This is a genomic window from Phycisphaerales bacterium AB-hyl4 (assembly GCA_041821185.1).
GTDB classification, from domain to species: domain Bacteria; phylum Planctomycetota; class Phycisphaerae; order Phycisphaerales; family Phycisphaeraceae; genus Natronomicrosphaera; species Natronomicrosphaera hydrolytica.
The window spans coordinates 345,545-360,806 of record JBGUBD010000003.1 but is presented as its reverse complement, the minus strand read 5'-3'; the positions used below and the strand labels follow the sequence as shown (position 1 = coordinate 360,806).

Genomic DNA, 15,262 nt, shown 5'->3' with positions numbered 1-15,262 from the left:
TTGAATGACTCTGAAGCCATCGCCTGCACCCGGAAAGTCGTTCACACCTCACAGCTTCAAATCGCCCAACCCCATGCCCATGCCGCCGCCGGAGCCCATGCCGCCCTTGAGGTCTTTGCGCGACTGCTTCTTTGCGGGCTTCTGGCTGTGCTTGGCGATCTCGGCGGCGCTCGCGCCCTCCGGCTCGGGCTTGTCGACCTGCTTGAGCGACAAGCGAATCTTGCGGTCGTCTTCGCTGATGTCGAGCACGCGGAATTGTTTTACGTCGCCGACCTTGAGCACGTCTTCGACCTTGCCGACGCGACGGTCGCTGAGTTCGGAGATGTGGACGAGGCCTTCGATGCCGGTTTCCAGCTCGACGAATGCGCCGAAGTCGGTCGTGCCGAGCACCTTGCCTTCGACGAGGCTGTTGGCGGCGAATTTACGCTCCGCGCCGACCCACGGGTCGCCGGTGGCTTGCTTGAGGCTGAGCGACATGCGCTTCTTGGCCGGGTCGACGCTGAGCACAGCGAGGCGGACGTTGTCGCCGGCTTTGACGACTTCCTCGGGATTGTGAATGCGCTTCCAGCTCATCTCCGATATCGGCAGCAGGGCTTCGATGCCCGGCTCGACCTCGACAAACGCGCCGAAGCTGGCGGTGCGGACGACCTTGCCTTCGACCTGGCCGCCGGTCTGGTAGCGGGTCTCGATGCCCTCCCACGGGTCGGGCTGCACCTGCTTGAGGCCGAGGCTGATGCGTTCTTTTTCCGCGTCGATCTTGAGGACTTTCACCGTCACGGCCTGGCCCGGCTGAACGACTTCGCTGGGCTTGTTGACGTGGGTGTAGCTGAGGTCGGAGACGTGGATGAGGCCGTCGACGCCGCCGATGTCGACGAACGCGCCGAAGTCGACGATGTTGGAAACCTTGCCTTCGATGGTCTGTCCGACTTCGAGCGTGGCGAGGGTCTTTTTCTTCTCGACTTCCTGTCGCTGCTGGAGCAGGTGTCGTCGGCTGAGCAGGACTTTTTTCGACTTGCGGTCGATTTCCTGCACGCTGGCTTCGAGCTTCTGGCCGACGAAGGCTTCGAGGTCGTCGACGTGGTGGAGGTCGATCTGGCTGGCGGGCATGAAGGCGCGGATGCCGCCGACCATTTCCAGTTCGAGGCCGCCTTTGTTGGTGGCGGTGACGCGGCCGTCAACGTGAGCGCCGCGCTGGAGCTGTTCCCATGTGGCGTGGCTGATGGCGCCTTCGCGGGAGAGGTAGATGAGGCCTTGCGCTTCGTCGGTGCGTTCGACGACGAAGTCCATGATCGAGCCGATGCGAGGCGGCCGATCGAACTGGACGAGTGGGACGATGCCCTGCATCTTGCCGGCGTCGCCCGCGAGGCCGACGAACACGTCTTCGCCACGAATGGCGACGATGCGGCCGCGTCGGATCTCGTGGTGAATCTCGGCAGGCTGACCGCCAGACGGGGCGGCGTCGCCGGCTGCTGCGGCGGGTTGATCGCCGGCGTCGCTGGGCGCGTCGGCGTTGTCCGCCTCGGCGAGCAGGTCGTCCATGCTCTGGTTGCCCAGGGCGGCGTCAATTTCGCGCTGCAATTCGTCGTCGAGTTGCGGCGTATTCTTTTCCGGTTGAGACGGATTCGATTCACTCATGACTTCGAGCACCAAACACGGTGTTCACGGCGATCCACAGGCCCCTAGGCACTATCCGCGCAAGCTTACCCGGCCGAGTACCGCGACGCCAGCACCGAAGGTGAAATCTCACGATTCGTCCCCCACCGGCGGGCGGCCACGCGGCAGGGCGGCGGGCGGCGGCTGGTCGGCCTGGAAGCGTTGCCAGGCGGCCTCGACCTCGTCTTCCGACATCGCCGGCCACGTCTCCGGCAGCGGCCGATCGAGCAGCGGCAGCACACGCTCACGCTCAGCCAGCGCGAATCGTAGGCCCGCCTCGTCCGCCGGGCTCGTCAACGCCACAGCCGCCATGCCATACTCCGCCGCGGCGGGCAGCGCCCGGTGACGCACGGCCTGGTCCGTGAGACTGTAGGGCACGCCCAGCAGCCGGACGGCCGTGTTGCCCGCCAGCCACTCGACACCGCGCGGATCGTCGCTGGCCAGGCCCAGGTGCGTCACGACGTTGCTCGTTCGCAGGTCGAACATCGTCTGGAGCAGGCCGCCGCTTTTCAGTTCGGTGACGTCGTCGACATGGAGCATCAGCGCGTCGAGGCGGTCGCGGCCGAGGGCTTGCATGCGGCTTTCAATGCTGCCGGGGAAGCGGCGGGCGAAGCTCGGCTCGGGCATGATGAGCATGACCGGCAGGTCCGCCAACTGCGGCGCGGCGGCAGCGAGCAGGGCATCGTCATCGTCCGGTGTGATCACGACAAGCGAGCGATGCGCGAGCACATAGTCGGCGTGGTCGGCGAGCATGCCAATACGCCAGGCACATGGGCCGACGACAAGGTCCGTCGGAGCGAGAGTGTGGGTGGGCCAGGGGGGCATTGGGGTTGGTTTCTAGTTTCTAGTTTCTAGTTTCGAGTTGGGGAACATCAGTCCGTCGACGTTCCAGGAGGCAGTTGCCGGGCCGAGCGTCAACTCGAAACTCGGAACTAAAAACTCGAAACTATGCTTTGCTGATGTTCGGGTTCCCTTTGACATAAAAACGCAGCGGCTTGTCCGCCCATTCGCCGGCGTAGGCGACGCCGACGCGGGTGGTGGTGACGATGCTGGAATCAGGATAGCGGCGATGGCGGACGCGTTCGAGGTGCAGGCGTGAATCTTTGGTGAGGTCGACGCCGTCGAGGTCGCGGGTGATGGCCAGGGCCTGGCATAGCTTGCCGGGGCCGGAGCAGAGGTCGGTGTCGCGGCGGGCGCGCGAGCGGGGAGTGGCGCGGCGGGCGTGCATGGCGTCGAGGCCTTCGGTGGGTTCGAGGGCACGGATGAGCACGGCGACGGGGTGGTCGGGCTTGCCTGCGACGACGTTGAAGCAGTGGTGCATGCCGTAGGTGAAGTAGACGTAGGCGTGGCCGGCGTCGCCCCACATGGACTCGTTGCGTGGCGTGCGTCGGCCGCGGGCGGTGTGAGCGGCAAGGTCGGGGATGCCGAGGTAGGCTTCGGTTTCGACGATCAAGCCAGCGAGTCGCGTGCCGTCGTCAAGGGTGCGGACGAGGCGTTGGCCGAGCAATGATTTGGCTAAGGCGACCGGCTCGCGGCGGAAGAAGGTGCGGGGGAGCTTGGGGATGTCGGAAGTGGCATCTGGCATGTGGGATGTTCAGCCGTTCGCGATTCAACATGCCACACGTCACATTGACCTCACCCTGCCGCTTCCATGGCTTTGATCTTTTCGAGTCGGCGGGCGTGGCGGTCTTCGCCGGTGAACTTGGCGTTGATGAAGGCGGTAACGAGGTCGACCGCGAGCGCTTCGCCGATGACGCGAGCGCCGAGGCAGATGACGTTCATGTCGTCATGTTCGACGCCCTGATGAGCGGAGTAGACGTCGTGGCAGACGCCGGCCCGGACGCCGGTGAGCTTGTTGGCGGCGACGCACGCGCCGATGCCCGAGCCGCAGAGGAGAATGCCGCGGTCGGCCTGGCCGTGTTGAATGGCCTGGCCGAGGTAGCGGGCGAAGTCGGGGTAATCGTCGGCCGCATCGTACTGATGTGCGCCGAGGTCGAGCACGGCGTGGCTCTGTTGCTTGATGAGGTCCATGATCGGTTGCTTGAGAGCGAACCCGCCGTGATCGCATGCTATTGCGATTTTCATTCTGCGTCCTCCTGTGGGCCGGGCATTATATGGTAGTTACGATTGCCCACAAAGGACGACTTCCCCTGACTCGACAAAAGCGAGCCGGGCGGACACATCCGCCACATTCAGCCGAAGCAATTTTGCAATCGCCCGGCGGTACGCCTCGACCTGCGGGCGATACACCTCCACACGCTCAGTCAACGCTTCGCCCGCGACGCGATCGGTCTTGAAATCGACCAGCAGGGCCTTCGTCGCCCGGCCGTCGGCATCACGCCAGACCACCACGCGGTCGAACTGGCCGCGCATCAGTCGGCCGTCTTCGACCATCGCAAACCGCTTCTCCCGCCACGGCGGATCGGTCGCCCCTTGCCGACTCAGCAACTCGCGCACGCTCGGCCGAGCCAACATCGCGCGAAATGCCTCCACCTGCTCGCTTAGCCAAGCCTCGCTCACGTCCGGCGTGACCTGTTGCGCCGTCGCCCGCAGCGTTGTCTCGTCCGGCATCGGCTCTTCGTCGACATAGCCGACGCGCTCGAACCAGGCGTGCATCAGCGTGCCGCGTAGCCGAGCCTGCCCCGCGTCTAGGTTGAGCAAGTCGCTGCCGCGCACGCGGCCGCCGTGCTCCAGCGATGATGGGCTCACCGTTACCCAACCTCGTCGTGAGGCTGCGGACGCTTTGGCCAATGCCCGCAAGCCGTCGCCTTCCAAGTCTGTTGATGAGCCTGAGGCGGGTTGCTCATCTGCGGGGTCCGCACGGGGCGTCGTTTCAACATCGCCCAGCCGCTGCGCCCACTTTGCATCGCCGCGTTCGTACAACACCTGTCCGCCGTTGTAATCATCGTCGGCCTCGGCGAGCGTATCACGCAGCATCGCAGCAAAGCTGAGCCCGATGCTTCTGGGTGATCCATCCTTCTTCGGCTCAAGCGGGCGGACCACCATGTGCAGCGCATGTCTCGCTCGCGTCATCGCGACGTACAGCTTGCACAAATCTTCCCGCCGTTGCTGCGCCCGCTGCTGTTCGTATGGCCCGACGAGCTGCGGCACCTGGTCGCGCAGCGCCTGGTTCGGATTGCGATATACCGCTTCGATCTCGTCCGTCGGCGTCGGCCGATCGACGAGCACTTCCCATCGGCTCGACAGCGAACGCTCCAACTCGGCAAGCACGACCGCGTCAAACTCAAGCCCCTTCGATTTGTTGATCGTCATCACGCGGATCGGCGCGGGCGTGGGCTCTTCGACGTTGGTCGCTTCGACATACGCGACGAACTGCGTCGGCCGCAGCGTTGCCAACGGCTCGTACTGCTCGGCCATGTCGACCAGTTGCATCAGCCGGGTGAGGCTTCGCTCGTTGCACGACGGGGCGAGCTGGCGGACCCATCGCGCGAGCGTGGCGGCGTAGCCGTCGTTCAGCAGCGATCGGCGGATGAGCATGGCGGTCTCTTCACACGCCGCGGCGCCGATCGACTTCAGCCCGACCACCGACCCCATGGGCGAGTTGACCACGTGAAACGCCGACGCCGAGTGGCCGGGGTGGTCCGCCAGCGTGAGCGTCGACAGCACGGCGTTCACCGCGGGGCAATCGGTCAACGGGTTGCCGCCTTCGCCGCTGACCGGCAGCGCGAGTTTGCGAAGCGCGTAGATCAGGCGATGCACCGCCTTGTTTGTGCTCACGAGCACCGCCACACTGCGGCCGGGCGCGGCGTCGTGTATCGCCTTGACCTGCTCGGCGATGAAAGTTTCGTGCGGCGCTTCGGCGGGCGGGCCGAGCGTGTCTTCGTCGTCAGGCGCGATGTCTTCGTCGACGTCGGCGGTGGAAAGGGCGGGGGTGGAGGTGATGAGTTGCACGTAGCCTGGCAGATTATGGTGATGGTCGGCGGGGCGGTGCTCGTCGTAGCCGAGGGTCCAGCGTTCGACGGCGGGCAGGTCGTCTTTGATCGCGGCGCAGTCGGCGAGATTGTTGAAAACGTGGTTGACCGTATCGAGCACGATGGGCGATGAACGCCAACTGACGCTAAGCGGCATGCTCGCGCCGGGGAAGTCGGCGTCGACAAGGTCGAACAGCTCCGCACAGCCGCCGCGCCAGCCGTAGATCGCCTGCTTGACATCGCCGACGCAGAAGAAGCTTCGGCCGGAGAGGTTCGGGTCGGGGCCGTTGTCGCGGATCTCGTGGGCGAACGGCGCGAGCACACGCCACTGGTCGAGGCTGGTGTCCTGAAACTCGTCGAGCAGCAAATGCGACACGCGTGCGTCGAGGCGGAAGTAGATTTCCATCAGCAGCTCGTCGCCGAGCAGCGGCAACTCACGCGCGAGCTTGTGCGTGAGATCGCTGAAAAGCACGACCTGCTGTCGGGCGCGCAAGCGGACGTAGTGCACATCGAAGTGGTGCAGCAGGTCGAACGTGGCCAGCGTCTGGTCGCGAAGCTGCTTGACCTGATTCGCCTTCGCGTGCTCGACCAGCGGCAGGTACGCCCCGGCCAGTGGCGGCGGCAACGGCTTCTTGTAGTAGTCCGCCTTTCCCGCGGCGACCACCTTCGAAAGCCCGGTATTAAGAAACACGTCCCACTGCTGAGCGAGCGCGGCGTCGCGACTCTTGCCATGCGCTGTCGCGAAACGCTTGTCGTCGGGCAGGTGCTCGGCAGCGTTCGCCAGGTCTTCGATCGCGGCGATGAGGTCGGTTCGTTCGAGCAGGCCGGGCGGAACGATGAGCTTGGCCCACGTCTCGCGATGCGGTGCCTGACGGTAAAGATCGTAGAGATTGGTGACGATGCCGTCGATGGCTTGCATCACCGGGCGGGCGGTGGTGTCGTGATGCAATCGGCGCAGCAGGTCGAGCAGGGCGTGCAGGTCGTCGTGGTCGGCGAGCATCGCTTCGATCGCTTCCAGACGCAGCTGTCGCGCGACCGGATGCGACTCGTCCATCAACTGCGGTTCGAGCGGCAGGTTCAACTCGAAGCGGAACGTGCTCGCGATGCGGTTGAAGAAGCTGTCGATGGTGGAGATGGCAAGCCGATTCAGCCGACGCACGAGCGTGGCGAGCAAGCTGCGGCAGTCGGCCTGGGTCAACTCGACGCCGAGGTCGCGCGCCAGGGCATCGCGTGCCTTGTCGTCGTCGGCGGCTTCGGCAAGTCGGCCGAGCACGCGCGCGAGAATTTCGCCCGCCGCCTTGCGGGTGAACGTCGTGGCGAGAATCGACTCCGGCTCTGCACCCGCGGCCAGCAGACGAAGGTAGCGCAGCGTGAGCTGATACGTCTTGCCCGCGCCGGCCGAGGCACGGATGAGCCGATGCGGGTCGAGCATGACATTGAGCGCGGGGCGGTGCTCGGCCGAGTTGTGTAACGTGTCGGTCATGCGTTCATCAATACAGGCAGTGCACTTTTTATGGCGCATTGCCTTGAGGGGTGCTCTGGTGAATGAGCGTGGCGCGGTCGATCGCGGCGTCGGCACATACGCCCGCGAATTCGTCGGCGAACGTCGGCGGTGATTCGGGGGGCCAGAAACGACGATCGCGCAACGCACGCACCACATGGTCGCGTGTCTCACGCGCGTCGGCTAGCGCCTGATCGTCCCACTCGGCGGTTTCCAGCTTCACGTCGGCAAGCTTTTTGGGCAGGTTGAAATAGCCCACGGCCACACTGCCCGCGATATCAACCGACGCGGCGAGGTCGAGGTAAAGCGGTAGTTGCAGATCGACCCACACCTTTTCGCCATCGACCGACTTGCGATGCGTCTGATCGGGGCGCTTGGCGGTGTCGGAAGTCTTGTAATCGATGATGCGATAGCCAAGGTCGGGGTGATGGTCGATGCGGTCGATGCGGCCGAGCAGGGTGAACGGCGTGTCATCGACTGAAAGTGTACGACTCAGCTCGGTCTCTGTTGCTTTGGGCACGATCCGCCAACCCTCGCTCGCGAGGCGGGCCTGTTGCTCGGCGAAGGCGGCAAGGCGTTCGCGTAGCTGTTCGACCTGCACGCGTACAGCCGGGCGTTGGTCGCGGCCGAACGTTCGGCGGACGCGGTCGTCGAGTTGCTCGTTGAGGTAGTCGATCAACGTCGGCGCGTGTTCGCAATCGGTCACGTCGCTTCGTCCGAATGCGGCGAGCACCTGATGGGCCAGTGTGCCGAACGCTGCGCCGTCGAGTTCGACCACACGATCATCGACGCCAGTGAGTTTGGCGATGTGTCGCAGGTAAAAGCGATACGGACAGCTAAGGTACGCGCGAAAGGCGGTGACGTGCAGCTTGTCGATCACCGGCACGTCCAACGGCGGGAATGGAATGAGAAACTGATCGCGTTCACCCGGGGAAAGCAGCATCGGCGAAGCAGCGCGGTCGGCCGAGCCATCGTCTTCATAAAACGCACGCACACGCTGCACCAGCGTCGCCTCGTCCGCATTGAGCAGCAGGCGACTTGGCGCGAGCGGCTCGCCTTCCATCGAACGTCGACATGCCAGCAGTGTGACGCTCGGCCGACTGTGCACGATCGCGTGCAGGCGGTAGAGATCGCGCGCGAGTCGGCGATCGCTGTCGGGCAGGCCGAGCGATCGCCGCATTGAGTCAGGCAAAAACGCATCGCCCGCGTGCGAAGCGGGCACGGCCCCTTCGTTCATTGATGTGAGCACGAGCATGGGCGCATCGTCGAGGGGCAGTTCGAGGTAGCCCATGAGTTCGACCGCCGCTGTGCCGCCGGGCTCGGGCAACCGCTGTGATGCGACGCGGCTGAGCGTGAGCGCGATCGCTTCGGATGCGGTGAGCGTGGGGATGAGTTTCGAGTTTGGAGTTTCGAGTTTCGAGTTGGAAGTGTCGGTGAAACTCGCCACATTATCCAAGTCTGCTTGTTCGCGCAGCGCCTGGGCGAGTGTTTCGAGGCAGCGGATGAGGGCTTCGTGGTGGCGATCGTGGCGTTGGAGGTTGAACGAGCCATACACCTTGCGTAACGCGTCGGCGATCGGCTCGCTCCATGCGGGCAGGGGGCGTTTCTCACGCGGGTGTACGGGAAGCAGTGCGTTGATCGCCTGCCAGACGGCGCGTAGCCGATCCTGCTTTTCAGCGCTGCCCAGCCAGTGGCCGTCGACGCGGCCCTGCAAATGCTCGGCGGCGTAGCGGTCGAGGAGGGTGAGCCAGTGATGAGTTTCAAGTTTCGGGTTTCGAGTTTCGAGTTGTTCACCTTCGGCGATGTCTTGCGAACTCGAAACTCGGAACTCGGAACTCGAAACTAGTTCGATCACTTGCCGTTCCACGTCCGGATGGCGCAGCAGCTCGGCGAGGTCATCGAAGCGACGTTGGCTGGCGAATCGGCCGAGCACGGCGAGGTAGGCGGCGGGGCGGGTCTGGTTCAGCGGTTTGCCGGCCGCGAAACGCGTGGGCACGTCGGCCAACTCGAGTGCCCGCCGAACGACGCCCGCCTGCTTTTCATCTCCGAGGCCGACTGTGATCTCATCGAGCTTGTATCGCCCGTCCGCGTGCTCGGCCAGCAGACGCACCACCTCGCGAGCCTGGTCGGTGGGGCGGTCGACGAAATGCAGCATTTCGTTGCGCAACGGCACGGGCTGCCGCTGCCAGTAGCTGCTGATCAGTACGCCTTGATGGTCAAACCCCGCGGCATGGTGGTCGGGGGCGTGCACGAGCGCGATGATGTTCGCATCAACCTGGTCGAGCATGTCCGTCGTGGGCTTGCCGAGGTCGGCCATGCCCAGCAGAATCAACTCGCCATCAAACGCACACCCCCCGCTGGCGATCGCGTCAAGCCGACTGGCATGACGGTCGGCGAGGCCCAACGCGTCAAGCGTGTCGAGATATGCCTGCTCCAACGCCGCCAGCGCCTGCCATCGCAGGTCGGCCTGTTCCGTCCGCTCGACTGCCTGACGTTCCAACTCGGCAGGCACGTCCGTGACGCGCAGCCCGCCGGTCGCCAACTGCTCGGCTAGCTGTTCCAGTTGCGTCGCCAACGACCACCACTGCGGCCAGTCGCTCGGCTCGGGCGGATGGGGCACGATCACACGCACCAGTTCGCGATCCGCTTCCCGCAACGCGGACACACGCGCGAGCGTGGCGTGCAGGCCATGCGCGATCGGTGTCGTCGGCGTATAAAAAAGCTCCGGCAACTCGCCCGGCGTTTTCACTTCGGGCAACACGAGTGCCTCACCCGCCGCACGCACGAGCAACTCATTCAGTCGACGCCCGGCCTCGGCGCTGGGCAATGCCAGCGTCAGCGACGAAAGGTCCCACATCCCGTCCGCCCCGGCAAAGCGTTCGCCAAGCCACGCCACCGCCGCAGGCAGCGCCGGCGTTTGCCAGTCGAGAAAATGGCGTTCGATCGGCATACCTGTCACCACTCCCAGCGGCCGGGTCGGCCTGCCACAGGTATAACCGATCCGCCCGCACCGGGCCAAGCATGCTCCGGCCACTCGCTGCCACCATGCTGTCAGCGGGCGGATCGCGTATGCTTGAGGGGTGTGGCCTTACTGATGTTGATCCACGATTCGGATGCAAAAAGCATGACTGGATATATGACTGATAAGTCGGCAACGGGACTGGTGCTGCTGATCGGGCTTTTGATGTTCGTCGGCTGTACGACGCGGACGACCAGCGACCGCGATCTGGTGCTGATCGAATACAACCGCGTGGTCGAGCTGCGAGAAGCGGCGGAAGAAAGTCGGCGTGGCAATCGACTGTTGATTGTCGATGTGCGTCGGCCGGAGCAGTTCGCCCAGGGGCATATTCCCGATGCGGTGAACATTCCGCTGGCGGAGCTTTCGCGCAACGATCCACGGCTGACGCGGGCGGATCACATCGTGGTGTACGGCCGTGACTGGGCCGACTCTCGCGGACCCGCAGGCGCAAAGCAACTCATTCAGGACGGCCACGGACAGGTGTACGACTTCCGCGGCGGGCTGGAATTGTGGCAGGAGCGCGGCGGCGAAGTCGTGCAGTGACGTGCTGCGTGTCGCGGTATCGGTTTTCACTCGTCTCGGTTCGATGATGCGTCGCTCGCACCGGGGATGATCAGCGTGCGGTCGTGCAGATCGAACACGAGGTGGTTGTCGAGCAACATGGCAGGGCCGGATTCGAGCCGAGCGGGCAGGGGCCCGAGCGGGCGGTCGTCGATCAGCCTGCCGGTCGTGCGTTCGAGGATGAACAGGCGATAGCGGGTGTCAACGTCGACGTCGTGATCGTTCAGGCCATGCGGCTCGCGGTCGATGTCGATGGCGTCGCCATCGCCGGGCCGGATGCGGATCATCAGGCGGTTGTCGAAGTTGCGGGCCATTTCACCATTGTCAGGCATCTCACGATGCAGAATGATGGCATGATCCCGGCTGTTGAGTTGGTGCACGAACTGCTTGCGTGACAGGCTCACCGCGTCACGCCACGCCACGCGGCCCTGTTCGGTGATCGCGAGCATGCTCGTCGGCGTCGACAGATGCCAGTTCGGCTCAACCGCGTCCGCGTGAATGCGTGACGCGCCTACGCCATCGGCCAAGCTGAGGCGATTGAGCAACTGCCCACTCGCGGCCTCGATGGTCAGCGCCATGCCGGCGTTGTCCAGCAGCAGCAGCAGGTGTTCGTCGGACCAGCCGCGATCGGTCAGCGGCGTTGAGCGTTCGCCGAGCGTCAGCCGCCAGGCGGCGTCGCCCGTGCCGAGTTGATACGCGGCGACCTGGTTGCTCGTGGCGACGGCGACGAGGTTGTCTGCCGTAAAGCCAACCCACTGCGGCGGGTCGTTGTCTTCCACTGCGGGGAAGTGCGGCTCGCCCGTGAGCATGTCCAGCACGATCAGCGTGCCGACCACCGCGTCCGTGCCCATGCCGGAAACGCCGGCGAGCACGACCGAGTCATGATTCGCATCAACAGCGGTCAGTTCGTCGATCGGCACGAGACGGGCCCATTGCACCTGCCCGGTCGCGCGGTCGAGGCCGACCACGCGCCCCTGCCCGTCGGCGAGCACAAGCGTCTGAGTGCCGACCAGCGGGGTCATGCCTTCGCCGTTATTGCCCAGATGGCGTCCGACTTCGACGCGGCCGCCCGGCCCCTGGCGGATCGGGCCGACTTCGATCATTTCAATGAACTCGCGCTGCTCGCGCGGGCGAGCGGCGTCGCGTTCGCGCGGATCGCCGGCTTCGCTGAGCATCTGGTCAACTTCGACCGGCTGCCACAACGTGTCCCCCGATTTGCTGTCCAGCGCCACCACTTTTCGCGAGTCTTCCAGCCACAGCAGCACCTGCTCCGTCGTCACGCTCAAGGCGGTCATCGGCTCATCGGATACGTCGCGCTCCCACGCCGACTCCAGCGTCGGCCCCACGTGCAGGCGAAGCACGCCACTATCCAACGTCAAGAGGCGGTCGGTCGCGTGTTCGTCCGCTCCGCTGCTCGCAGGCACTAGCGGCTTGCCCGCCAGCACGCGCGGCTGCTGCAACGGCAGCGCGAGCTTCGGCCGATCACCCGCCATGCCTTCCAACGACGAAAGCTCGCTGATCCATTGCGTGAGCGACGTCGGCTCACCGTCGCGCATCGGCTCAAGGTCCGGCTGAAGCTGACGCACCCGCTCCAGCCACGCCGCCGCCTGGCGCGGTCGATCGCGCTGCACAAACAGCTCGGCCAGTTCGCCGACAATCTCCGGCAGCAGTTGCGGCGCTTCCTCCATCGCATGGTCAAACGCGCGACGGAACTGCTGCGCCGCCATACCGAACGCATCGTCGGCCGCATACAGTCGCCCCGCCTCGCGCAGCGCCCGCGGCGCGGAACGGGCCAGCGGATACTGCCGTGCCAGCCGGGCCAGCGCCTCGGCCGACTCATCGCGGGCCAGCATGCGGTCCAGCTGACGCTCGGCTTGTGCATCAAACGTCGCATACACGTCGCGGCCTTCACGTTCCACCAACGCGACCAATCGACGCCTCGCCTCCAGCCCCGCCTGTCGCGCGACCTGCGGCTGCTCGTACAACTGGCTCGACAGTGTCTCGTCCAGCAGCACGGCTTGCAGGTGCTCCGCCGCCTGACGCGGCTGCTCTTTCGCCACATGATGCTCCGCCACCGCGAGGTGGTAGGCCACATCCTGCTTCGGGCCGGCGGTGGTCGTGGCCATGCGGTCAAACAGGTCGCCGCGCAGCGATAGTTCGCTGTCGCCGGTCAGTCTGACCAGGTCCAGCAGCTTGTCGAAGACGTCGGCCTGCTGTCGGCGGTGCTCGCTCGGCCGTTGACGCAGCGCCGGCCGCTGCAGCGCGTCCAATGCCGCATCTACGCCTTCAAGCACCACGCTCGACTGATTCGCCCGCAGCGCCAGGTGGGCCAACGCCAACCCCGCGCCCGCGTCCTCCGGCCGATCGCGCACCTGCTGACGCAGATGGTTCGCCGCCCGCCGCCAGTCGAGGTAGCTGCGCACCGACTCGTGCGCGGCGATCACAAGTTGGCCGTCGAACACGAGCACGTTGCCCGGCTCGTCGGTTTCAATGCGACGGGCCACTTCGCCATCCTCGCGGCGGAGCATGAGTATCTGATCGTTGGTCGGAATGAGGACATGGCGTTCGCTGATCGCCGCCCGGCCGGTGATCTCGGCTTGCCGGTCGCCTTCCAGCCGATGTCGCCACTTCGCTTCCAGCGTTTCGCCGTCGAACAGCACGACATCCCGACCAATCGCGAGCACGTCGCCGGCGATCGGCAACAGGTGATTCGCCCGAGCCCACGTCGGATCGCTTAGTTCCTGTCGGACCTCGCCTGTGTCGGGGTCGAAGACAAAGATCTTTCGACCTTCCATCGCGGGGCTGGGCACGATGAGGCCGCCCGCCATGCGGATGGGCTTGCCGAGCACTCGGTCGGATGTGCCGATTTCGCCGCGGAGCACGCCGCGTTCGATCATGCTGCGGTCGGGGGTGAACACGCGGGCCCATCGCAGCGTGCCGTGCCGGGTGTCGATGGCTGCGACGGTGCCGATATTGTCGCTGACGTAGATCGTGCTGCCGTAGGCCGACATCTCCGGCCGCGGGCCGGTGGCGTAGCGGCTGGTGGTTGCAGCGCTGGAAAGGTGGCGTCGCCAGCGCAGCGAGCCGTCACGCTGGTTGATCGCGACGAGGAACGTGTCCTGAAAGCCGGACGCCTGGCTGCGGCGGACCAGCGAAAACAGCGTGTCTTCGCCAGCGATGAGCGTGCCCTGGAAGTTGGAGCGTTCGAAGACTTCGTCAAGCTCGGCCGGCTCGATGAGCCAGCGTTTTTCGCCGGTGTCACGGTCCAGTGCAACCAGCGCGGTCGGCGAGGTATCACCCTGCCAGCGCGCGGGCCAAAACGAGCTGTGACCCATCACTGCGAAGGCGTATTGGCCGTGCAACACGACCGGCTGCGATTCCGCGCCGCCGCTGGCCATACGGCCGAACTGCGGGAAGCCGGCCTCCTGCATCTGGTCCGGCTCCCACTTGAACTCCCACGTCGTCCAGCCGGAGTTGCGGTCCAGCGCCCGGACCTGTCTGCCTTCGTTGATGTAAAGGTGGTTTTCGCCGGCGGTGGGCATGACAGGCGGGTGGTGATCTTCACCACGACCGCCGCCGCGCCCGCTTCGCCGACCGGGTTGCACGCCCGGCGGACGTCGATCGCCGCGGGCCTCCGAGGGGCTGGCCGTGAAGTCGACTTCCGTCTCCCACAGCGGTCGGCGAAGCAGCTCGGGCAGATCGCCCACGTCGACCATCACATGGTCGGGCTGCTCCAGTCGAAGCGGGGGGTGCAGTCGGTGAGCGAGCGCGTCGAGTTGGCTGACCGCGTCGTCTTCGCCGTCTTCGATCAGGATGTCGCGGTGTCGGTGCAGCCTATCGCGGTCCCGACCGAGCAGGCCCGCCACCGCCTGGAGGTAGTCGTAACGCTCGCGATGGTCGCCCAGGTCCGGATGATGTTCGAGCGTGTCCAGTACGCTCGCGGCGCTTCGGCCGTCCGCTCGTTCGAGGTACCAGCCCGACAGCAGCAGGCCCGCCTCAAGGCCCGGCCGAGTCATCGTGTACCGCCGCGCGACCCGCTCCATCGCCTCACCGTCGGGCCAGGGTTCTAACGCTTCGTCCAGCCGACGCTGCGCCCGGCCGCTGTATCGGCTGCGGTAGGCCTCGCGCAAACTGCGGTCATTCAGCAGCGCACGATGCACCTGAAGCAGGGCGTCCTCGTAGACGTCCTCGCCAGCTTCATCAATGCGCATCAGCTTGTGGGGGTATTCGTCGATGACGCGTTGCAGCCGCTCCGCAGCGTCCGCGAGGCGATCCTGCCGACGGAAGCTGCGTGCTTCGTCGAACAACTCCTGCGCTGCCGGCGAGTCTTCGATATAGACCGTCGGCCTATTCGCCTGACCTGCCGCCAGACCTCCTCCCCAGCCCCAGATTAACACCAGGACCAGGCACGTCCGGCTCAGTGTGCCCATGCTCATCTCCCGCCTATTCTAGGCCCGAATCCCGCCGCCGACACCCCTTTTTCCGCAAGCGGCCTTCATGCGACAACGCGGGGTTCCATTTAGCCGCGGGCCTTGGCCAGCGCGTTCGGCCCTGCGGGCCGAAGAAGGCGGTGCGAGCACCGCCGCTAAATGTCGC

At 65.5% G+C, this 15,262-nt stretch carries 8 protein-coding genes; 1 reads left to right on the top strand and 7 read right to left on the bottom strand.

Going from position 1 to position 15,262, the window contains the following annotated elements; genetic code table 11:
* Window positions 1-48 precede the first annotated feature (48 nt).
* The 6 genes from ACERK3_06095 to ACERK3_06070 all read right to left on the bottom strand — a co-directional run bounded on the left by ACERK3_06095 (window position 49) and on the right by ACERK3_06070 (window position 10,036).
* The gene (locus ACERK3_06095) at window positions 49-1,635 is read right to left on the bottom strand and encodes a S1 RNA-binding domain-containing protein (protein ID MFA9477865.1); all 1,587 of its coding nucleotides are present in this window, start codon (window positions 1,633-1,635) and stop codon (window positions 49-51) included.
* 108 nt (window positions 1,636-1,743) lie between these two features.
* Entirely contained in the window at window positions 1,744-2,478 is a 735-nt protein-coding gene (locus tag ACERK3_06090; protein MFA9477864.1) for a hypothetical protein, read from the bottom strand.
* A gap of 121 nt (window positions 2,479-2,599) precedes the next feature.
* On the bottom strand, window positions 2,600-3,238 hold the full coding sequence (locus ACERK3_06085) for a DNA-3-methyladenine glycosylase (GenBank protein MFA9477863.1): 639 nt from the start codon (window positions 3,236-3,238) through the stop codon (window positions 2,600-2,602).
* 50 nt (window positions 3,239-3,288) lie between these two features.
* The gene (gene rpiB / locus ACERK3_06080) at window positions 3,289-3,738 is read right to left on the bottom strand and encodes a ribose 5-phosphate isomerase B (GenBank protein MFA9477862.1); all 450 of its coding nucleotides are present in this window, start codon (window positions 3,736-3,738) and stop codon (window positions 3,289-3,291) included.
* Between the two features lie 36 nt (window positions 3,739-3,774).
* Window positions 3,775-7,068, bottom strand: coding sequence for a UvrD-helicase domain-containing protein (locus tag ACERK3_06075; protein MFA9477861.1), 3,294 nt, complete (start codon window positions 7,066-7,068; stop codon window positions 3,775-3,777).
* A gap of 28 nt (window positions 7,069-7,096) precedes the next feature.
* Window positions 7,097-10,036 (bottom strand): PD-(D/E)XK nuclease family protein, encoded by a 2,940-nt coding sequence (locus tag ACERK3_06070; GenBank protein ID MFA9477860.1) that lies wholly within the window; start codon window positions 10,034-10,036, stop codon window positions 7,097-7,099.
* A 186-nt stretch (window positions 10,037-10,222) separates the two neighbouring features.
* On the opposite strand from ACERK3_06070, the gene ACERK3_06065 reads away from it, so the two are divergent.
* Window positions 10,223-10,648: a rhodanese-like domain-containing protein gene (locus tag ACERK3_06065; GenBank protein MFA9477859.1), complete on the top strand. Its 426-nt coding sequence runs from the start codon at window positions 10,223-10,225 to the stop codon at window positions 10,646-10,648.
* Between the two features lie 26 nt (window positions 10,649-10,674).
* Here the strand turns inward: ACERK3_06065 and ACERK3_06060 are convergent, their stop codons facing one another.
* Window positions 10,675-15,096 carry a PQQ-binding-like beta-propeller repeat protein gene (locus ACERK3_06060; GenBank protein MFA9477858.1) on the bottom strand — a complete coding sequence of 1,474 codons (4,422 nt, stop codon included), beginning with the start codon at window positions 15,094-15,096 and terminating at the stop codon, window positions 10,675-10,677.
* Window positions 15,097-15,262 lie beyond the last annotated feature (166 nt).

Coding starts and splice junctions, on each gene's coding strand:
- rpiB (MFA9477862.1), bottom strand. CDS start 3,738: ATGAAAATCGCAATAGCATGCGATCACGGCGGGTTCGCTCTCAAGCAA.
- ACERK3_06070 (MFA9477860.1), bottom strand. CDS start 10,036: ATGCCGATCGAACGCCATTTTCTCGACTGGCAAACGCCGGCGCTGCCT.
- ACERK3_06090 (MFA9477864.1), bottom strand. CDS start 2,478: ATGCCCCCCTGGCCCACCCACACTCTCGCTCCGACGGACCTTGTCGTC.
- ACERK3_06065 (MFA9477859.1), top strand. CDS start 10,223: ATGACTGATAAGTCGGCAACGGGACTGGTGCTGCTGATCGGGCTTTTG.
- ACERK3_06060 (MFA9477858.1), bottom strand. CDS start 15,096: ATGGGCACACTGAGCCGGACGTGCCTGGTCCTGGTGTTAATCTGGGGC.
- ACERK3_06085 (MFA9477863.1), bottom strand. CDS start 3,238: ATGCCAGATGCCACTTCCGACATCCCCAAGCTCCCCCGCACCTTCTTC.
- ACERK3_06075 (MFA9477861.1), bottom strand. CDS start 7,068: ATGACCGACACGTTACACAACTCGGCCGAGCACCGCCCCGCGCTCAAT.
- ACERK3_06095 (MFA9477865.1), bottom strand. CDS start 1,635: ATGAGTGAATCGAATCCGTCTCAACCGGAAAAGAATACGCCGCAACTC.